19 protein-coding genes and 1 tRNA gene are annotated in these 20,476 nt (G+C 56.1%); 11 read left to right on the top strand and 9 right to left on the bottom strand.

Features of this window, described 5'->3' with window-relative positions:
- Position 1: 1 nt before the first annotated feature.
- The 8 genes from RD1_RS10310 to RD1_RS10280 all read right to left on the bottom strand — a co-directional run bounded on the left by RD1_RS10310 (position 2) and on the right by RD1_RS10280 (position 6,845).
- Positions 2–1,141 carry a restriction endonuclease subunit S gene (locus tag RD1_RS10310; protein ID WP_011568441.1) on the bottom strand — a complete coding sequence of 380 codons (1,140 nt, stop codon included), beginning with the start codon at positions 1,139–1,141 and terminating at the stop codon, positions 2–4.
- Positions 1,138–2,580, bottom strand: coding sequence for an N-6 DNA methylase (locus RD1_RS10305; protein ID WP_011568440.1), 1,443 nt, complete (start codon positions 2,578–2,580; stop codon positions 1,138–1,140). Before RD1_RS10305 ends, RD1_RS10310 begins: the two co-directional genes overlap by 4 nt.
- A 54-nt stretch (positions 2,581–2,634) precedes the next feature.
- The gene (locus tag RD1_RS10300; protein ID WP_011568439.1) at positions 2,635–3,660 is read right to left on the bottom strand and encodes a site-specific integrase; all 1,026 of its coding nucleotides are present in this window, start codon (positions 3,658–3,660) and stop codon (positions 2,635–2,637) included.
- 52 nt (positions 3,661–3,712) lie between these two features.
- A complete protein-coding gene (locus tag RD1_RS10295; protein ID WP_011568438.1) occupies positions 3,713–4,228 on the bottom strand; it encodes a helix-turn-helix domain-containing protein in 516 nt (171 codons plus the stop codon).
- Positions 4,131–4,337: a helix-turn-helix transcriptional regulator gene (locus tag RD1_RS20675; protein WP_074958647.1), complete on the bottom strand. Its 207-nt coding sequence runs from the start codon at positions 4,335–4,337 to the stop codon at positions 4,131–4,133. Before RD1_RS20675 ends, RD1_RS10295 begins: the two co-directional genes overlap by 98 nt.
- 139 nt (positions 4,338–4,476) lie before the next feature.
- Entirely contained in the window at positions 4,477–5,391 is a 915-nt protein-coding gene (locus RD1_RS10290) for a hypothetical protein (RefSeq protein ID WP_011568437.1), read from the bottom strand.
- 25 nt (positions 5,392–5,416) lie between these two features.
- Positions 5,417–6,646 (bottom strand): tyrosine-type recombinase/integrase, encoded by a 1,230-nt coding sequence (locus RD1_RS10285; protein ID WP_011568436.1) that lies wholly within the window; start codon positions 6,644–6,646, stop codon positions 5,417–5,419.
- Between the two features lie 123 nt (positions 6,647–6,769).
- A tRNA-Thr gene (locus tag RD1_RS10280) sits at positions 6,770–6,845 on the bottom strand.
- A 240-nt stretch (positions 6,846–7,085) separates the two neighbouring features.
- Here RD1_RS10280 and RD1_RS20950 point away from each other — a divergent pair.
- The 11 genes from RD1_RS20950 (at position 7,086) to RD1_RS20670 (ending at position 19,729) form a co-directional block, all read left to right on the top strand.
- Complete coding sequence (locus tag RD1_RS20950; protein WP_143090247.1) at positions 7,086–7,607, top strand: hypothetical protein; 522 nt, start codon at positions 7,086–7,088, stop codon at positions 7,605–7,607.
- The gene (locus tag RD1_RS10275) at positions 7,604–9,184 is read left to right on the top strand and encodes an ABC transporter substrate-binding protein (RefSeq protein WP_011568435.1); all 1,581 of its coding nucleotides are present in this window, start codon (positions 7,604–7,606) and stop codon (positions 9,182–9,184) included. The genes RD1_RS20950 and RD1_RS10275 overlap by 4 nt, the downstream gene beginning before the upstream one ends.
- An 87-nt stretch (positions 9,185–9,271) precedes the next feature.
- The gene (locus RD1_RS10270; RefSeq protein WP_011568434.1) at positions 9,272–10,837 is read left to right on the top strand and encodes an ABC transporter substrate-binding protein; all 1,566 of its coding nucleotides are present in this window, start codon (positions 9,272–9,274) and stop codon (positions 10,835–10,837) included.
- A 50-nt stretch (positions 10,838–10,887) separates the two neighbouring features.
- Positions 10,888–11,868: an ABC transporter permease gene (locus RD1_RS10265; RefSeq protein WP_011568433.1), complete on the top strand. Its 981-nt coding sequence runs from the start codon at positions 10,888–10,890 to the stop codon at positions 11,866–11,868.
- A complete protein-coding gene (locus RD1_RS10260) occupies positions 11,868–12,812 on the top strand; it encodes an ABC transporter permease (RefSeq protein WP_011568432.1) in 945 nt (314 codons plus the stop codon). Before RD1_RS10265 ends, RD1_RS10260 begins: the two co-directional genes overlap by 1 nt.
- Positions 12,812–13,786 (top strand): ABC transporter ATP-binding protein, encoded by a 975-nt coding sequence (locus tag RD1_RS10255; protein WP_011568431.1) that lies wholly within the window; start codon positions 12,812–12,814, stop codon positions 13,784–13,786. The genes RD1_RS10260 and RD1_RS10255 overlap by 1 nt, the downstream gene beginning before the upstream one ends.
- Positions 13,786–14,748, top strand: coding sequence for an ABC transporter ATP-binding protein (locus RD1_RS10250; RefSeq protein ID WP_011568430.1), 963 nt, complete (start codon positions 13,786–13,788; stop codon positions 14,746–14,748). Before RD1_RS10255 ends, RD1_RS10250 begins: the two co-directional genes overlap by 1 nt.
- Positions 14,749–14,900: 152 nt before the next feature.
- Positions 14,901–15,287: a DUF6481 family protein gene (locus RD1_RS10245; protein ID WP_011568429.1), complete on the top strand. Its 387-nt coding sequence runs from the start codon at positions 14,901–14,903 to the stop codon at positions 15,285–15,287.
- Positions 15,288–15,624: 337 nt separating this feature from the next.
- Positions 15,625–17,859: a putative bifunctional diguanylate cyclase/phosphodiesterase gene (locus tag RD1_RS10240; RefSeq protein ID WP_105880351.1), complete on the top strand. Its 2,235-nt coding sequence runs from the start codon at positions 15,625–15,627 to the stop codon at positions 17,857–17,859.
- Between the two features lie 558 nt (positions 17,860–18,417).
- Positions 18,418–19,212, top strand: a complete 795-nt coding sequence (locus RD1_RS10235) for a VPLPA-CTERM sorting domain-containing protein (RefSeq protein ID WP_146120760.1) — start codon at positions 18,418–18,420, stop codon at positions 19,210–19,212.
- Between the two features lie 169 nt (positions 19,213–19,381).
- A complete protein-coding gene (locus tag RD1_RS20670) occupies positions 19,382–19,729 on the top strand; it encodes a hypothetical protein (RefSeq protein ID WP_011568425.1) in 348 nt (115 codons plus the stop codon).
- Positions 19,730–19,832: 103 nt separating this feature from the next.
- Here RD1_RS20670 and RD1_RS10230 read toward each other — a convergent pair whose 3' ends face one another.
- Positions 19,833–20,441: a transglutaminase-like cysteine peptidase gene (locus RD1_RS10230; RefSeq protein WP_245897249.1), complete on the bottom strand. Its 609-nt coding sequence runs from the start codon at positions 20,439–20,441 to the stop codon at positions 19,833–19,835.
- Between the last annotated feature and the right edge of the window lie 35 nt (positions 20,442–20,476).

Here is a 20,476-nt window from a genome sequence, read left to right as displayed (position 1 = left end):
GTCAGGTGAGTTCCCCGGCAAAGGCTTTTTGCAGGAGGGATTGACGCAGGTCGGCAATGTCAGTGAGTTTGGTTCGGTAGTTGGTTTCGCACTCTGCTGAATGCGTGGCCAGTTCTTCAATCTCCTGCACGATCCTTTCTTGTGCCTCCAATTCTGGCAACGGCACTAAGAACTCCCGAAAAAAGGCAAGGCTGAGATTTGCCCTAGCCATGTTACTTTCGCCTTCATGAAGGCGGGCCTTAAAGTAAGGAGAGTTCAGCAAAAAGCTTAAAAACTTGGGGGAAAGTCGCTCCGGCAAGCAACGCATCAAACAAACCGCTTGATTGATATTCGCAACCGCGTCCAAGTCAAAAACAGCGGTGCGCCCAATAGATGCCCCGACAATGTTCGACAGCACGTCACCCGGTGCAAGAATAGACTTCCTATCTTTCTGATTGAAACCCTCTTCGACATACTTTGTCTTTTCGAGGAGCAACTCATTTTTGCCTACGTTTTCGCTTGTGACAAAAAGCACTCCCGGCGAATCGACATATGAAAACCCCTGCCATTTAGGGGAAGAGCCTTTCGTGATTTTTGAGGTGACTTCCTCGAGCTTGATCGTCGCGTGTACAGCAACTAGTTCTGCGAAAACTCTTTCGAGGGTTCGATCAAACAACTCGCGGGCGTTTTGGAGATTGGCTTCGGCGTTCTCTTTGGCACGGTCCAGCCTCTCAAACGCCGCATCCAAAATCGCCACAATCCGCTTTTGCTCTTCAAGAGGCGGGATTGGGAGACCAAGTTCGTACACGTCATTACGGTTTATTCCGGGCTTCACACCTTTTGCCAGAGACGGGAGATTTAGAGTCATTAGACCATAGTGGAAATAGTCGAAGTCCAGACGATTTGGGTCGTGCTCGGTGTAATACGTTACATCGCTGGGCCAAAACGGGCCGTCTACACGATTGACCTCTCCTGCGGAACCTTTACGGCCAACGATGAGCGAGGGGCCTTCTGTAAGTGTATGGTCGGACCAACCCAGAACACCATTTGCACCGTACACTGGCACAGTGCCGTTTGGACTACGCTCAGATTCTGCAAGGGCTTTTCCATAGTGCAATTTTGCAACTTCGCCAAGCGGCTTAACCTCCCAACCTGCTTTCACAACATCCCCCGGATGTCTTCCAGTATTGCCGCTGTCTCCTTGTCTCGGGCCAGCATATCTTCGATGATCTCTTCGGGCGAGCGGAGCGGCGCTTCTTCGGGGGCGAAGGGGTTCTTCACAGACATATCCATCGTCTCCGCATCGATGTCCTCGCGCGCGACGGTCCAGCTTTTGGGGCTGTCGGCCTTTGTCTTTTGAAGCTCCAGAAACTCCGCCAGCTCATCATCCCGCAGCGGAGAGCCTTTGCCCAATGACCGCCCCGGATCGAGCGCGTAGTACCATGTTTTGCGCGTTTTGCGCCCTTTCTCGAAAAACAGCACGACGGTTTTCACGCCCGCGCCCTGAAACACCTTGGCGGGGCAGTCGAGCACCGTGTGCAGGTCACAAGTCTCCAGCAACTCACGCCGCAAGGCCGCCGCATCGCCATTGCTTAGAAAGGTGTTCTTGATGACAACCGCCGCGCGCCCACCCGCCCGCAGTTTGCGGATGAAGTGCTGCATGAACAGATACGCCATCTCGCCCGACTTGATCGGGAAGTTCTGCTGTACCTCGGGACGCTCGCCAGAGCCAAAAGGCGGATTGGCAAGGATCACGTCGTGTCGGTCCTTTTCCTGAATATCCATGACGTTTTCGGTGAGCGTATTGGTGCGCCGGATGTTGGGCGCGGTAATTCCGTGAAGGATCATATTCATAATGCCGATGATATAGGCGAGCGACTTTTTCTCCTGCCCGTAGAAGGTGCGCGTTTGCAGGGTGCTGTAATCGCTGGCCGAGATGTCGGTCGTCAGCATATGCGCGTAGGCTTCGCAGAGAAAGCCCGCAGAGCCGCACGCGCCGTCATAGACCGTCTCGCCGATCTTGGGGTCCACCACCTTGATCATGGCGCGGATAAGGGGCCTTGGCGTGTAGTATTCGCCGCCGTTGCGCCCTGCGTTGCCCATGCGTTTGATGCGGGACTCGTAAAGGTCGGAAAGCTCATGTTTGGCTTCCTGCGTGTTGAACTCCAGCCCGTCCACGATTTCAAGCACGTCCCGCAGGGAATAGCCGGAGCGGAACTTGTTGGTGATCTCGGAAAAGATCTCGCCGATCTTGTATTCGATGGTATCGGGGCTTGTGGCGTCCTCGCGGTACTTCTTGAGCGTCGGGAAGAGTTCGGTGTTGACGAAGGTGATGAGGTCTTCGCCAGTCAGAACGTCCTTGCGGTCGGTTCCGTCAGGATTCTTGGGTGAGGCCCAGGATTTCCAACGCATGTCGTTCGGAAGGGTTGGCGTGTAGTCCTTGCCTTCGAGTTCCGCTTCGTCTTCGCGCTCCTGCTCCATATCGTCCAGATACTTGAGAAAGAGGATCCAAGAGGTCTGTTCGGCGTAGTCCAACTCCGACGCCAATCCGTCTTCGTTGCGCAGTTCCTTGTCTATGCTGTTGAAAGCGTTCTCAAACATGTTTTGCCCTGTTTTTTGATTACCGTAGGCGCTGGGCGCGGAATGGACAACGGCCTAAGCCGGAATTTTGGGTGCTTTGATGAGTTCGCCTTGTCGTTCCGTACTGACAGGGCAATACGCACTTAGGGTCGTTGCGACGTTTGAATGCCCGATGTTTTGCGAGAATGCTTTGAATGCTTCGTGGGTGGGATATTGGACTGTCGCCCACTTGGTCAGTGTTTTGCGAAGCGAATGCGGAGCGAAAATCGGTAGGCCTGCATTCTCAAAGGCTTGTTTTACCACTGTCCGGAGTGCGTTGGCGTTTTGATAAGTTTCCCGCTTCAAGCCTACGACCGTAAATTGACCATCTTTGAGACCCATCTCCGGGGGAGGGAAAAGCGGATCATCGGGGCCAAAGAGCAATTCAGATTGAAGATATTGCACCCATGTGCAAAAACACTCCATGTAAATCGGATCAACAGGCATGAAGTAGGTCGTGAAGGTTTTGGAGTTTTTCGTTTTCACCTCGCGCGCGTCCTGAAAAACGTACCCGTCCACAAGATTGATGTGCTTGAGCCGAAGTGACGCTGCCGCCCCATCTCTTGCGCCGGAGATCATGAAAAACGCGATAACTGCCGCGTTACGTCGCTCTAATTCTGTATTTGCAGGCATCTGATTAAAAGCGTGGCGAACCATCTCCAGAGAGGGATGGGGCCTTTCTCTGACCGCGTTAGCAACGCGCTGTCCTTTTGCGTCCATGTTGAAATAGTCCGCATCAGAGTAGCGTATCCGGCTTTTGTATCCCTGTTGATCTGCCAGCCAAAAGATGAATGCCTTGATGCTGGCCAAACGCTTGGCGATGGTCGCTTTTGCCAGCGGCTTACCTGTCTTCTTGTTTTTCTCGATGTCCAGTTTATCCCGGTAGCGGATCGCCTGTTCAATGCGAAACTTTTTGAAAGGCGCGTAGTTGGTGCTGGCTTCAAAGTGCAGGATCGCCTCCGCATCTTTGTCAATGGTCGCTTCATCCTTGCGCTGGGCGGTCTTGCGGTATTGGAAGTATTTTCGCTTTATCCGCTCGTTTTCCTCGTTTACTTTTCTCATGTCCGTTCATCTCCTTCAGATGTGTTGTTCAAACGGTAAGAGCCGGTATCTATTAGTCTCTTCTGGCGCGTTTTCTTTTGAACCCGAACACTTGGAAGAAAAGAGGTTCGTCCTTAGCGGATATGATCCGCGACATTGGTGCGCCGCAGGTCCCGCAAAGGCCGTTGATCCTGCTGGTTTTACTGGTTTGTGCACTCAAGGTGACTGACATAGCGAGCGGTGTGCGTCCGGCTTTGCAAGACAGGCAGTAGATTTCGTCTGGCGCGAGTGGTCTTTTCCGTGACGCCGATTTTGCCTTGATGTAATCGCGGATCGCTTGACCAAGGATCAGATACGGTTTGCGCGACGCCATGATCTCTAACCCATCCTTGATCCAGTGCCGGATGGTTGCGGGCGTCCGTCCAAGCGCATTGGCTGCTTCGATCACGTCATAGGTGCGGGATGCTTTCACCAACATGGGGTTCGGATACTTAGCCATCAGCGTCACCTTCAAAAAGTGCGCGGATGTCTTCAACCTTCCAAACCGTTGTGCGGGGACCAAGTTTTTGAGGCTGGGGAAAGCGACCATCCTTTACGCCTTGCCACCATGCAGACTTGGAAACCGGTATAGGCCCGGCGGGCGCTAAAATCTGGGAAAGGCGAACAAGTCCGGTCTTGGGGAATGCTGGAAAATCCATACTGCTTCATCCTCGTTTGATTAAGTTCGAGGAGAACCTGTCTGAAATTCCGGGATAAGTATCGGATTAGCCTTTTGCCCAAACGGAACAATCTTAAGCATTGATTTCATTAAATAAAGCCAAACTAATCGGAAACCGATTAGGAGTTGTTTGGCTTCCAGTCTTTCGAAATCATCTTCGTGCTGAGTTTCAGGTACTTTCGGACCGTATCATCAGTAAGACTGATTCCTAATTTGCTGGCGTCGTTTACGATATCTGATGTAACATCACTCTTCTTGTCTCTTGGATTGTAAGTGTATCCAGCAACGGCCATCGTTGCTATGATTTTGAGCATTGATGATCTGACGCGCGGGTCCAAGTTTTCGTCGGTTTCATTTGCATTGGGCGTCGCCTGTGCCTTTCCCGTTGAAACGAAATGCGAGTGAAATTCTGGATGCATGTCGAGCTGCACATAATGCGCCCATTCGAAGAATTCTTTTGGGTCGATCTTGTGTCCGCGCCCGTAAGACCGAAACTGACGCTCAATTTGTTCACGGCGTCTCAATAGGTACACCAGCGGCAGCCAAAGTGTGTCACCTCTTTCAAGCTGCGATTGCATGTTCATGACTTCTTCTTCGCGGAAGTGCTTGGGTTCAACGCCTAATGATAGAAGGAGCGCCTCGTGGTTCGTGAAGGACGACATCTGCGCCCAGTATTCGAAATCCGCCCTATAGTTCTCGTGCCCAAAGCCACCTGCGTACCAAGGCGGGTTGAACTTTTGCATCTGGCGAATGGCTTCGCGTTCGTGTCGCAACCAATTTGACTTATCGTCGTCGTCGCTGGGAGTTTCCGGATCGGAGAGTTTGTCAACTACCTCATCCGACAGGTCGGCAAGATAATCCTGTACGCGCTTGACCAGTGCCAAGCGTTTTTCGTCGAAGTCTGCGAATTTGGACGGATCATGGGGACCCACGGTTTCAACAATAGTGGGCAATTCCCATTCAAATAGCCATCCAAGCTTTTGCTTCAATAGATTTTGAAAGGCTAATCCGCGTGACGATTCATTTAACTTCAAGCTGTTACTCCCGAAATGAGTCGGTTCAGCTTGAACGGAAATCGTCCAGTCTTCCAGCCCACCAGTCGGATAATTTCACGCGCTCTTCCCAGTGTGCCCCGCGCGCATAGGCTCTGCGCACTTCGTTGCGTTCTTCATGCGCCAATGCTCGTTCAATTGCGTCTGGGTTCCAGAGACCGCTTTCATTGGCCAGCGTGGAAAACGTGGCGCGGAAACCGTGGGCGGTCATTTCATCGCCGGAGTATCCCATACGCCGAAGTGCCGCGTTCATAGTGTTTTCGCTCATTGGCCGGTGCCATGACCGAAGGGAAGGGAAAAGGTACTCGCTTTCGCCGGTCAGAGGGCGAAGCTCGTTCAGCAACGTAATCGCTTGATCTGCGAGAGGTACAAAGTGATCGCGGCGCATTTTCATTTTGCCAGCCGGAATTGCCCACACTTTGTCCGCCTCATCGAACTCGCTCCATTTGGCGTGCCGCAACTCTCCGGGGCGCTGGGCGAGTAGGGCCAAAAGCTGAAGCGCGATGCGAGTTGTCACTTGGCCATCGAAGACATCAATTTCGCGCAGCAAAGCGCCGAATGCTGTTGGGTCCGTGATTGCAGCACGATGCTGCCGGGTCGGACGGATGAGCGCATCGCGCAAAGCATAGGTCGGATCGGTTTCTGCGAGGCCACTTGCAACCGCATAACGGAACACAGACCCGATCCGCGCCCGAAGGCGATGCGCCGTCTCATAGTTGCCCTTCGCTTCGACCTTGCGCAGCGTGCGCAGGATCATTGGTGCAGTTATCGCCGTTATGGGCTTCTTGCCAAAGTCGTGGTTCGCGAGCTTCAGATGATATGCGGTCTTGTCGAGCGTAGCCTTGGACTTTCCCTCCTTGCGCTGCTTATCAAGAAACATGCCGCCAATTTTCTCGAAGGTCTGTCCACTGGCCTCGCGCTTCAGTCTCTTTTGTTCCTGCTTCTCTTCGGAAGGGTCTTCACCATTGGCAATCATCGAACGGGCTGCATCCCGCGACTTTCTGGCTTGCTGCAACGACACAGCCGGGTAAGCGCCGATGGAGAGCGTTTTTTCGCGTCCATCCAAGCGGTACTTCATCTGCCAAAGCTTCGAGCCGTTCGGTTTGACCAGCACATACAGGCTGTCGAAATCAGCGACTTTGTATTGCTTGTCGCGCGCTTTGAGGTTTCGAATCTTGGCGTCGCTTAAAGGCATTTTGGGGGTATCGTGATTTTTGTGTTCTGCCGATACCCCCAATATTGCCCCTTTTCTGGGGGTATTGTATCGGACGGCAGAAAACGTGGCTGGACAATAAATCTCATAAAAGCTCTTATATACAAGGCTTAAATGGATGTCACTGGACTTTGTAATGTAGGTAAATGGTGCCCCCACACGGACTCGAACCGCGGACCTACTGATTACAAATCAGTTGCTCTACCAGCTGAGCTATAGGGGCAGACGCTTGGACAAAACTTGTTTTTCATGCGTCAGGCGTTAATCGGAGAACCGGGTTTGCAATAATCTTGCGATGAACCGGTTATCCCCAACGCTGGTGCGGAGGCGTGTAATCGCAAAATCCGATTAGTGCAAGACCCTAAGGGCCAGAAAATCGGACGAATTGAATGGATCGAGCACAAGCGGGGATCTGCGTCTCAATCCTGCTTGTTGCGCCTTCAATTTCGCACGCCAGCGACAGTTGGAGACCACGCATCCGGCAATTGATTTGCAAGTGATGGACATAGGTGTGGGCATTGCTCATTCGGATCGCCCAGCGCCTGTGGTAAGCGCTGATCGTAAGAGCAAGGACAAAGCGCGTTGCATCTCGTCAGCAACTCAGAACAGTGTCCCGCGCGCGCGTATTGCCAACGTCACAATGAGTTACTGCGACGAATTTCATCCAAAAGCATACATCGGCTTTCTCACACGACGCAGCCCGGCTGAAGGTTTAGATGAACCGCTAAAACCGTCTGAAAACGGTCAAGATCGCTTGATCCCAGACGGCGGTGACATCACCCGATCAGGTTCCATGCGTCAGCGGCACATCGTTCGAGCGCGGGTGTCTGCTGATGCGGACGTACATGAAAAACAAGTGCGGGAAGCCACGTCACCCGACATGGGGATTGAATTAGGGGCCGGATTTCCCGTCAGGCTCTTGCCATTGACAAAAAATAGCCCAAGGTTGCAGCGCAAAAATAACAACCACGGGGATTCTGAATGAAACCGACAATAGCAACCATGATCGGCGCCTTGCTGCTGACCACTGCCGCACCACTGAGCGCAGAGACACTGCGGTGGGCGCGCTCCGGCGATGCGCTGACGCTTGATCCGCACGCCCAGAACGAAGGGCCGACCCACACGATCCGCCACCAGATGTACGAGCCGCTGATCATCCGCGACGTCACCGGCGCGTTTGAGCCAGCTTTGGCCACGGACTGGGCACCCAAGGCGGATGATCCGAATGTCTGGGTGTTCAACCTGCGCGAAGGCGTGAGTTTTCACGATGGCGCGGCCTTTACGGCCGAGGACGTGGTGTTCAGCTTTGAGCGTGCCAAGCAGCCAAATTCCGACATGAAGGAGTTGATCGGCTCAATCACCGAAGTGCGTGCCGTTGACGATTTCACCGTCGAGATCGTGACCGATGGGCCAAACCCGATCTTGCCGTCGAACCTGACCAACCTGTTCATCATGGACAAGGATTGGACCGAGGCAAACGACACCGTCAATGTGCAGGATTTCGAGGGTGGCGAGATCACTTTTGCGACCACCAACGTCAACGGCACCGGGCCCTACGTGCTGACCAGCCGCGAGCCGGACGTGAAAACGGTGATGACGCGCAATGAAGCCTATTGGGGTCGGGATCAGTTCCCGATGGAAGTGAGCGAAATCATCTATACGCCGATCCAAAATGCAGCGACCCGCGTGGCTGCGATGCTTTCGGGTGAAATTGATTTCCTGCAGGACATGCCCGTGCAGGACCTCGTGCGCGTGAATGACGTGGATGGGCTGGTGGTCAAACAAGCGCCGCAAAACCGGGTCATCTTCTTTGGGATGAACCAGGGCGCGGATGACATCGAAGCGGATAACGTCGACGGTGCGAACCCGTTGGCCGATGTGCGCGTGCGCAAGGCCATGTCGATGGCGATCAACCGCGATGCGATCCGTCAGGTCGTGATGCGCGGGCAGAGCCAGCCTGCCGGCATGATCGCCCCCCCCTTCGTGAACGGCTGGACGGCCGAGATGGATGCGGAATCCACAACGGATATCGAAGGGGCCAAGGCGCTGATGGCTGAGGCCGGATATGCCGATGGGTTCTCGATCCGGCTGGATTGCCCGAACGATCGGTATGTCAATGACGAAGGCATCTGTCAGGCGGCGGTCGGCATGTTGGGTCAGATCGGCGTCACGGTGAACCTTGATGCCAAACCGAAGGCGCAGCATTTCCCGCTGATCACCGATGGCAAGACTGACTTCTACATGTTGGGCTGGGGCGTGCCGACGTACGATTCCGAGTACATCTTCAACTTCCTCGTCCACAGCCGCGAATCTGACATCGGCACGTGGAATGGCACCGGATTTGGTGATGCCGACCTCGACGCGATGATCAAATCGCTGGCCTCCAACACCGATCTGGAAGCGCGCAACGCCGATATCGCCAAAATCTGGCGGGTCGTTCAGGATGAGCAACTCTACATCCCAATCCACCATCAGGTGCTGAACTGGGGTATGGCGGAAAAAGTCGGCATCGAAGTGGATCCCGAAGATCAGCCGAAGGTGAAATACTTCACCATGAACTAAACGAGACGCGGTGCGCCCTGCCCTTGGGCGCACCGCTGTTTTCATGCGTCAGCACAGGCCACCGCTTTGGCCCGGTTCAGGGATAGAATGTTACGTAATTTCAGCTTTGCCGCCCTCTTTGCCGTTCTGGCACCTGTCACGCAGGCAACAGAATTCACATGGTCCAGCACGACGGATCCGCAAACCATGGACCCCCATGCGGTCAATTCCGCACCGGTTCTGGGGTTTCTCAACAACGTCTACGAAGGTCTTGTACGGCGCGGCCCGGACATGGCCATCGAGCCCGCCCTCGCCACAAGCTGGGAAGCGATTGGCGAGGGCGCGGGCTGGCGTTTCAACCTGCGCCGCGATGTGACCTTTCACGATGGCGCTGAATTCACCGCACAGGACGTGCTGTTTTCCTATGAGCGCGCCGCCAGCGATGCGGCGGACACCAGCAGTTGGTTCGCGCCGGTCTCGGAGGTGATCCTCGTCGATGATTTCACGGTCGATTTCATGACCACCGCGCCCAATCCGATCTTTCCCGACAGTATCGCAAACTGGATGATCATGGACAGCGACTGGGCTGTGGCAAACGATGCCACCCGCCCGGACAAGGAACGCGGCAACCATGCCACGCTGCACGCCAATGGCACCGGGGCCTTTGCGATCACCAGCCGTGAACCCGGGCTGCGCACCGTGCTTGAACCGCACGCAGGCTGGTGGGGCGCGGCGACCCATAACATCACCCGGGCAGAGTTTACGCCCATCCAGAACCCCGCCACCGCCATCGCGGCTTTGCTTTCGGGGGAAGTCGATTTCATCAACCCGGTGCCGGTGCAGGATGTCGCGCGCTTGCAGCAGGACGCCAATATCAGGGTGATACAGGGCATCGAGGCGCGTGTGATCATGTTGGGCTTTCCCCATGAGGCAGAAGCATTGAAGTATTCTGCGGAAACACCGGACGCCAATCCCTTCACCGACCCGCGCGTGCGCCGCGCCGTAGCCCATGCCATCAACGTGCCCGCGATCCTGCAAACAACGATGCGCGGCAACGCCGAAGCGGTGAACCAATTGGTCAGCCCCGCCATGCGCGGCTATTCCGATGCGCTGGCCGGGCAGCCCCCCTATGACCCCGATGCCGCGCGCGCCCTGTTGGCCGAAGCAGGATATCCGGATGGGTTTTCATTCGGGTTCAAATGCCCCAATGACCGCTACCTCAATGATGAAGCGGTCTGTCAGGCGATCACGGCCATGCTGTCACAGGTGGGCATGCGCGCCACGCTCGATGCCATGCCGGTGCAGACCTATTGGCCTGAATTGCGCGCGGACAATTACGACATGTACCTGCTGGGCTGGTCGCCCGGCACCTTTGATGCTGAACACCCGATCCGCTTTCTGGCCGCGACCCCGAATGCGGAAAAGCGGCTGGGCAGCTGGAATTTCGGCGGCTACTCCAATGCACGCGTCGATGAATTGCTGCCAATGATCCAGTCGGAAATTGACGAGCCTGCGCGTCAGGCGATGCTGGATGAGGTGGCGCAGATCCTGCAGCGGGACACGGCCTATGTGCCGCTTTATGTGCAGCCGCTCGTGTGGGGAACCCGTGCGCATATTGATCTGGTGCAACGGCCCGACAACTTCTTTATTCTGCGCTGGGTTAGCCTTAACTAGGAACATCTGCGGGGCGTTCAGGCCCTGCGGCAACGGGGATAGTCACCATCATGCTTGCCTTTATCATCCGGCGTGTCCTGCAATCCGCGCTTGTCCTGCTGATCGTGGGGCTGACGGCGTTTTCCATGTTTCGCTTTATCGGCGATCCGATTGACAACATGCTCGGACAGGAACGCACGGCGATGGATATCGAACGGCTGCGTGAGCAGTTGGGGCTCGATCAGTCCTTTCCCGTTCAATATTACAGGTTCCTGCAGGAGGCGGTGCAGGGGAATTTTGGTGTCAGCTATCGTCAGGGACGGCCCGTGGCGGAAATCCTGCTCGAACGTGCGCCCGCCACGCTGGAGCTGGCCGCCGTGTCGGGCATCCTTGCCATTGCCTTTGGCATCGCATTTGGAGTGTTCACGGCGATCCGGCGCAACGGGTTCACGGCCAATTTCATCATGTCCGCCTCTCTGATCGGTGTGTCCCTGCCGACGTTCCTGATCGGGATCCTGCTGATCTATATCTTTTCTGTTGAACTCGGCTGGCTGCCCAGTTTCGGGCGCGGCGAGGTCGTGCAGATCGGCAATTGGTCCACGGGGCTGCTCACCAGTTCCGGCCTCAAGGCGCTGATCCTGCCCTCGATCACGCTGGGTCTTTATCAGATGACGCTGATCATGCGGCTGGTACGATCCGAGATGCTGGAGGTGCTGCGCCAGGACTACATCCGCTTTGCCCGCGCGCGGGGCCTGCGCGACCGGGCGATCCATTTCCGCCATGCGCTTAAAAATACGATGGTGCCGGTGATCACCGTGATCGGCCTGCAGCTTGGCGCGATCATCGCCTTTGCCATCATTACCGAAACGGTGTTCCAATGGCCGGGCGTCGGTTTGCTCTTCATCAACGCTGTGCAATTTGTCGATATCCCCGTCATGGCCGCGTACCTCATGCTGATTTCGGTCATGTTCGTGGCCATCAACCTGATCGTGGATATCCTTTATTTCTTTATCGACCCGCGCCTGCGGGTTGACCGTGCGGGAGGGCACTGATGACGGATTTGCCAGTAAAGGCGGCAGAGCAATCGCGCTTGCGGGTTTTTCTCGACAGCGACGTTTTCTACATGTTCAGGAAATCGCCTGTCGCCGTGGTCTCTTCAATCGTATTCGGGCTCCTTGTGCTCTCGGCTGTCTTTGCACCGCTGATTGCCCCGACCAACCCGTTTGATCCGTCATCCCTCAACCTGATGAATGGTTTCACCGCGCCGATGACCCCGAACGCCTTCACCGGGGAGAGCTTTTTACTGGGCACCGATGATCAGGGGCGGGATGTGTTTTCGACCATCCTTTACGGGATGCGCGTGTCGCTTTTTGTCGGGGTGTCCGCCGTACTGCTCGCGATGGTGCTGGGCATCACGCTGGGGTTGATATCGGGATATGTGGGTGGGTGGACGGAAACCATCATCATGCGCACGGCGGATGTGCAGCTGACCTTCCCCTCCATCCTCGTGGCCATGCTGATTTTCGGGATCGCCAAGGGGATCACGCCGGTCGAATACCGCGACCAGATGGCCATATGGGTGCTGATCCTCGCCATTGGGCTGGGGGAGTGGGTGCAGTTTGCCCGCGTCGTGCGCGGAGCTACGATGGTCGAAAAGCGCAAGGAATACGTTGAGGCGGCGCGCCTGATTGGGCGCACGCCCTTTGCCATCATGCTGCGGCACATCCTGCCCAATGTGCTCTCGCCCGTTCTGGTGATCGCCACGATCACGCTGGCGCTAGCGATCATCGCCGAGGCCACGCTGAGCTTTCTGGGCGTCGGCGCGCCGCCCACCCAACCCTCGCTGGGCACCTTGATCCGCATCGGGCAAGGGTTCCTCTTCTCGGGCGAGTGGTGGATTTTGCTGTTCCCGGCGATCACGCTTCTGGCACTCGCGCTCAGTGTCAATCTGCTGGGCGACTGGCTGCGCGATGCGCTCAACCCGAGGCTGCGCTGATGTCGGATGCTGTCTTGTCAATCCGCGGGCTGTCGGTCGAAATCCCCAACCGCAGCGGCACGGTCAAACCGGTGGACGGTGTCAGCTATGACATCCGTGCGGGCGAAATCCTTGGTGTTGTGGGCGAAAGTGGTGCGGGCAAATCCATGGCGGGCAATGCCGTGATTGGTCTGCTGACGCCACCTGCACATGTGGCAGCAGGTGAGATCTGGCTGAATGGCACCCGGATTGATGGTCTTGAAGGCGAAGAGATGCGCCGGTTGCGCGGCAAGCAGATCGGCATGGTGTTTCAGGACCCCCTCACCTCTTTGAACCCCCTGCTCAGCATCGGCGATCAGCTGACCGAAACCATATTGACCCACCTTGATGTGAGCCGCAGCGAAGCACACAAGCGCGCGGTTGCGGCCCTCGAAGAGGTCGGCATCCCCGGCGCCGCCGAACGCATCGACAGCTATCCGCATGAATTCAGCGGTGGTATGCGCCAGCGCGTCGTGATCGCCCTCGCCCTATGCGCCGAACCGTCCCTGATCATCGCGGATGAGCCGACGACCGCGCTCGATGTCTCCGTGCAGGCGCAGATCATCGCCTTGCTCAAGCGGCTCTGCCGTGAACGTGGCACGGCGGTGATGCTGATCACCCATGACATGGGCGTGATTGCCGAAGCCGCCGACCGCGTCGCCGTCATGTATGCGGGCCGGCTTGCGGAACTGGGCAGCGTGCGCGATGTCCTGACCGCCCCGCGCCATCCTTACACCTTTGGCCTGATGGCCTCGACCCCGCTCGCCTCACAGGGCAAGGCGCGGCTGCATCAAATCGAAGGTGCGATGCCCCGGTTGAACAAAGTCCCCGAGGGCTGTCCGTTTCATCCACGCTGCGCGCAGGCGCAAGACAAATGCCGCGCGGCCCCAAGCCCGCAGATCACCGACGGTGTTGCCGCCTGCTGGTTCCCGATGGCCGCACAAAAGGTTTCCTGATGTCCCTGATTTCCGTCAAATCCCTCACCCGTGTCTTTGACGTCTCAAAGCCCTGGTTGAACCGCGTGCTGGAACGGCGCCCGAAATCCCTGCTGACGGCCGTCTCGGAGGTGGATTTCGAAGTCGCGGCACGCAGCACCTATGCGCTTGTCGGCGAAAGCGGCTCCGGCAAGTCCACCATCGGGCGCATGCTGGTCGGGCTTTTGACCCCCACCTCCGGGACCGTCGAAATCAACGGCGTCAACCTTGTCCGGGAAACGGACGCGGGCAAGATTGATGCGATCCGCTCTGACATCCAGATGATTTTCCAGGACCCTTTCGCCTCGCTCAACCCGCGCTGGCGGGTGCGCGACATCATCGTGGAACCGGTTGTGGCGCGGGGCGGTAACGCGGACGGTCTGGCGGAGAAGCTGCTGGAGCAGGTGGGGCTGTCCGCTCTGGATGCGGGCAAATTCCCCCATGAGTTTTCGGGAGGTCAGCGCCAGCGCATATGTATTGCACGCGCCCTGTCATCCGAACCCAAACTGATCGTCTGCGATGAGCCGACATCGGCACTTGATGTCTCCGTTCAGGCGCAGGTTCTGAACCTGATGAGCGATCTCAAGGATAACTTCGGCCTGACCTATGTGCTGATCAGCCATGATCTGACGGTTGTGCAGCATATGGCGGATCGCATCGGTGTGCTTTACCTCGGTCGTCTTGTTGAAGAAGCCAGCCCTGAGGATCTGTTTGCCACCCCCAAACACCCCTATACGCAAATGCTGCTCGACGCCGCGCCCAGCATGACCGCCATCGGTCGCGAGGCCACCCTGCCCGAGGGAGAGATACCCGACCCCATCAACCCGCCAACCGGATGCGCCTTTCATCCGCGCTGCCCGCTTGCAACCGACATCTGCAAAACAGAGCGCCCGGCCATGCGGCACCTGAATCAATCCCGCGTGGCCTGCCATCTGGCGGAATGATTCATCGCATACGCCACGGGGTAAAACAGACCGCCACGCGCTTGCCTATTGCCAGAAACACAACCCTGCGATAACTGGCACCAGATCGGGTGCTACGTTACCTGTGGCAACGCAAATACCCCCTGCACTGCAAGAAGGTGAGCTGACACACTATGAAGAATTCCAATCGCGATCGCTTTGACGGACGCTTGAAAAATGCATCCGAAGCGAAAAAGGACCTGCTGGAGCGGTTCAAGGCAGCCGCAAGCGATCCTGACCGGTTGGCAAAGCGGGCAGAGAGGGACGAACGAGCGCTCGCCCGCGCGGCAGAACGCAAGGCCGAAGCGGAAGAACTGCGCAAGGCGCAAGAGGCCCTTTCGGCGCAACAGGCGGCAGATGCCGAACGCGATGCCGCACAGTCGGCAGAACGCGCCGCGGCACTGGCGGCTGAACAGGCCAAGGCGGCAGAAAAAGAGCTTGAAGAATTCGCAGCGCTCGAAGCGGAGCGCAAGGCCGAACGCGACCGGCGCTATGCCGCGAGACGCGCGCGCAAACGCTGATTGCACTGACCTGCCCGCCCCGGATGACGGAGCATCTGAGGCAGGATTGCCGTAAACCCAAGGGCTTGCGTCACTGAGCACCGCCCCTGTTACCAACAAGGAATTGAGCACGACACCCGCGCTCAAATGCGACCGATTTGATGTAAATGCGCAAAATCCAATGCATTGTTGCAAAAGGAATTTCAGAAAAAATTAGAGCTTTGATGGGCACCTTATGCGCTGGAGCAGAGGGGAAACGCATGAGCTCACAGATCAGCACGGCACATCGCATAGTGTTCCCGGTGATTTTTCCGGCAAGGCGTACTGCCTGCATTCTGGCGGCATGGAGGCATTGCGCATGACACAACAGAACACTGTCCCGATCCACCGCGACCCCGATCAATCACTTCATCTCGCAAATGTGTCGGCGCTGCAGCGGTTTCGCATTCTCGACAGCGCACCCGAAGCAGCCTTCGATCATATTGTTGAAATTGCCTCGCGTGTTTTTTCGGTTCCTATTGTTCTCGTCTCCTTGATCGATCTCAACCGACAGTGGTTCAAGGCCAAGGTTGGCTTGGAATTATGCGAGACAAACCTTGATGTCTCCTTTTGCACCTACGCCGTGCGCCAGAACGATGTGATGGTCATTCCTGATGCGACCAAGGACGCCCGCTTTGCAAATAACGAACTTGTCAGGGGACCAGACGGCATTCGTTTTTATGCGGGTGCGCCACTGCGCACCGCCGACGGTTTTGTTGTGGGGACATTATGTCTGGTTGATGGGGTTCCACATCTGGACTTTGGGTCCGAAGACCGCGCACTCCTTGCGAAACTGGCGGTTCTTGTTGTCGACCTGATGGAAGGGCGCGCCAGCCATCAGGCGAGTTTGGAGGCGAAAAGCAAACTGGAGGATTTCACAACCGCATCACTCGATATTTTCTGGGAAACAGATGTCGAGCATCGGTTTACCCGTTTGTCTTCCGAAACAATGCCCGGCATGTCGGCCAGCGCCAACCCCTGGGACTCAGGGCTGGAAAGCATGGTGGGCCATAAAAGATGGGACATCCTGAAGGTGGATACGACGCGCGAGCCCTGGCGTTCTCACCTGAAACTTCTGGAAGCTCGCAAGCCCTTTCGAGATTTGCGCTATGCCAAGGAGTTTGACGGCAAACTCATGTATTTTTCGGTAAGCGGACGACCGGTTTTCGACAAGGACGGTGCATTTCTTGGCTACCGAGGCGCGACGCAGAATGTCACCGAACAAGAGCAATCGAGACTTGAGGCGGAAAGGTTGGCCAATTCGGACCCGCTGACGGGCCTTGCCAACCGCCGCTGTTGGAACGCGGCCCTGCGCGAGCGTCTCAACGCGGATGAGATACCCCCGACGGGCATTTTGCTGTTCGACGTGGATCGGTTCAAGGACATAAATGACGCGCTCGGGCATGCCGTCGGTGATCGCCTGCTGATCGAAATCGCCAAGCGTATTGTGAATTGTTCGCTGAAAACATCGCTCGCCGCGCGCCTTGGCGGGGATGAGTTCGCTTTGATGATAGAAGGCAAGAACAAAGATACGGTGCGTTCAGCCGATTGCATCTTGCAGGCGATGAAACAGCCTTTCGAAATTGACGGGCACAATCTGCATGTCGAGCTTTCGATCGGGATAAAACTGGTTGGAACGCGCGAATTTGAATGCGACAGGATCATGGTCGACGCGGACCTCGCATTGCGAACGGCCAAGATGCAAGGCCGCAGTCGGCATGTCGTTTATGAACCGAGCATGCGCAAAGAGAATGACAGCCGCATAACGCTCACCGCACAATTCGAGCGCGCATTGCAGAATAACGAATTCGAGCTGCATTTTCAGCCGCAGATACGTCTTTCAAACGATACTGTCGTCGGTGTCGAGAGCCTGCTGCGGTGGAACCATCCGGAACGCGGGTTATTGTTTCCCAATCAGTTTCTGAACGCACTTGAAACATCTGCATATGACATTCCCGCAGGCCAGCAAGTGATCGACCTTGCCTGCAAACAAGCGCGGATCTGGCAGGATTTGGGCACGCCAGTGCGGGTCGGGATCAATGTATCGGCCAGCCAGCTTTACGGGGACAACCTGCCGAAGGTCCTGAATGACGCAATGACCCGGCATGGCACAGCACCCGCTTTGATCGAGGTTGAGGTCACCGAGCGCGTCGCGCTTGGCAACGTGGAGAAAATCACCTCAGTGCTTGAAGCCATACGCGACTTGGGCGTTACGATTGCCTTTGATGACTTCGGAACCGGCTTTGCATCTCTGAGTTCTTTGATGCAATTCCCGCTGGACCGGGTCAAAGTCGACCAGCGGTTCATTACCGATCTTCACAAGAATCCGGCCAACACGCGGCTGACAAGCGGTCTGATACGCCTGTGCCATAGCCTCGGTTTTGAAGTCATCGCCGAGGGTGTGGAAAAGCACGCGCATGAAACCTTTCTGCGCAAACAGAATTGCGACGAGGTACAGGGGTATCTGTACAGCAAACCGGTAAGTGCGCAGAAAACGACAGATTTCCTGATCAAAGGAAAACATGCGCAAACACGAAGGAAGCAGGCAGGCTGACGGGTGGGTCGGTTTTCCTGCTCGCTGGTCAAAAACCGCAGAACTTGCTGCCGGGGTCCATGCGCGGGTTGGCATACCTGCCAAATGCGTGCCATCAATGGTCGTTGCGGCCCATACGCCTGACACGCGGATGTACATCAATCGGCAAGACCAGTCCAAGTCCCGCAGCATGCAGTACCGCCTTAATCAGTTGCTGCACCAAGAGATGGAAACAAGAGAGTAAGATCGAACGCGTCAGGTCGCCTGAAACCAGTCCGAAACCCACGTCTGCCATGACTATTCGCCCTGCGCCGGGGCATATCAGTTTCAGAGAGCGGCTGCACTCAGGCAGATTTTGGTCAACGGATGCCGTCTATTCCGGTCATTTCAGGCGGGTAACACGGCGAAAGCGGGTGATCGTTTCTCACACCAAAACGATCGACGGGTTTCCAATCGGATAACGCTCTCTAAACGAACAATTAATCAACATAGTTCAAAATCGTCGTAATTTGGCGGGTTGAAGTGCTAGAACAGGGAGGCTAAGTGAGTCGAGTTGTAAATAGTTTAAAAGAGTTGAATATGGTACGGTATGTGATGTTTGCCGCTTGTGCAGCGGTTCTGAGCGCGACTTCGTCTGTCGCAAGCACAATTTCCGGAGATTTTAGCGGCTCGATATCCGACCCGCGCGGCTCGAACACGACGCCGATGAGAACAGTGGGACAGAACACCGATACTTTGTATTGGGGTACGCCGAATGCCACCTCAAGAAATGTGAACAAGTCAAACTCCAGCGTGCTTTCCGTGCACGGTCAGTCATTTAACCATACGTTTTCCGGGCCAGGCGATGTCCTGCTGGGGTCGATTTCATGGGTAAATCACTCCAACTGGTTCGCCGGGCGGAGATGGAGCAGCGTGCTGTCCTTGGACATCGACTTCGACACGGCCAGCGGCGGTGTGTCACAATCGCTGCAAGTCGGGTTCAACACCTACAATTCGATCGACGGTTCGGTCAACACCAACAGGAACGAAAGAACCGGCGACAATCCTGACGAGATCAGCGGCTTTTACATTGACACTTCAGACCTGAATCTTCCTGTGGCGTTGGATGGCGGGTTAAAGGTGATGGATATCTTCTTCCGTCTTGACGATGCGGGCACGCCCGGTACCAGAACAGGCTTCCTTCACAACGGTCAGGCCTCTGGCAGCACGTACGATCAGTCAACAGGTCTATGGGTCAACCGCGAAGGCGGAAGCTCAACCATCGGCGTCTATGCATCCATCGCAGCCGTTCCTTTGCCAGCAGGCATCTGGTTGATGCTGTCAGGCCTCGGCAGCGTTCTCTTGGCCCGACGCTTCAAACGAAAAACGGCGTGAAAACCTTGGTAATCTTTGAAACCCGTCTGCTCAGTCAAGGACTTTCACCGTAGATCCGCAGACCTGACGAATTCGCCTTCATACTTCCTCTCAACGGGGCTTTGGACTGACCGACACTTTGTAGGCGCCAACCACCCCGCAACCCAATCCGATCCGAAAGGTAATTAAAATGAGAATCTCTGTTTACTCAAAAGCTGCCGTTTTGTCTTCCGTCTTCCTGCTCGCCTCCATGGCGTCTGCCAGCGCTGAGCAGACGAACAAATGGGATATGTGCAACTGGGAGAACATCCCTCAAAACGTGGTGATGCGCATTACCAATCGCGCCGATTACGACGATATCCTGCGCCGTATGTTCGAAGCATGCCCGGAAAGCGCACTGTCTTTGACCGACCGCCCGACCGCTAGCTTGTCATCAACGCGAGACGCACTCGGTCAACGTGATAACTCCGGCGGAGAGAACACTGGATCATCAGACAGCTCGAGCCAGGGTGGCGATGGAAGCTCATTGCCCGGGTAAGTCGCACCTTTAAAAAACCGCACGACGCTATCACAACTCCGGAAGGCGCAGACAAACGTTCGATTGTCTGCGCTTTTTTCGTCACACGATGGCAAAACTACTGTCAGCGCGACGCAGTAGGCCGGTCAGAAATGACACCGCCGGCCAGCACGGCATCCCACCGGTTCAGCGACTTGGGGTTTTGAAGCTTCAGGAACGTGTAGCCCGTTTCTTTCCATGGCTTGATCTTGTTTGTCAGATTGTCGAGCACGAGATCACCCGCCTTTGTGCGCATAACCAGAACCGCGTGACTGTTGAGTTTGCGGTCCAGAACGGTGGCGATCAAAAGTGCGTCCGAAGGAACACCACGCTCCACCAGCATTTTCTTTTTCAACAACACGAGATCTTCGCAGTCTCCGCCGCGCGCAGAGGGCAGCGCCCAGTGCTCTTCCTTGCCATATTGGCGCAGATCCTCGATTTCCTTGACCTGGCGGTTGACCGTTCGATTGATGGTTTTTGCCAATGAAATATGCTCGGCGGTTACGTTGCCGCGCGCTTTTGTTGCAGAACAAACCCAATCGTAGCGCGCACACAGCCCGATAAACCCGGACGGTGCCTTTGCCGGCTTTTGCGCCACAAGAAACGCGCTGCCAACATTTCCGGCAGCGGCGACAGGCACAGTGCTCACCGCAAGTGCCACGCCAACGGCCAAACCAAGAAACAACCCTTTCACAGGGTTTTGCGGTTGGGGAAAAAGCCGTGAGATGA

Origin of the sequence: Roseobacter denitrificans OCh 114, assembly GCF_000014045.1 — a bacterium.
GTDB lineage: Bacteria > Pseudomonadota > Alphaproteobacteria > Rhodobacterales > Rhodobacteraceae > Roseobacter > Roseobacter denitrificans.
Note: the sequence above shows the minus strand (reverse complement) of the source record. Positions and strands in the feature narration are given on the sequence as shown.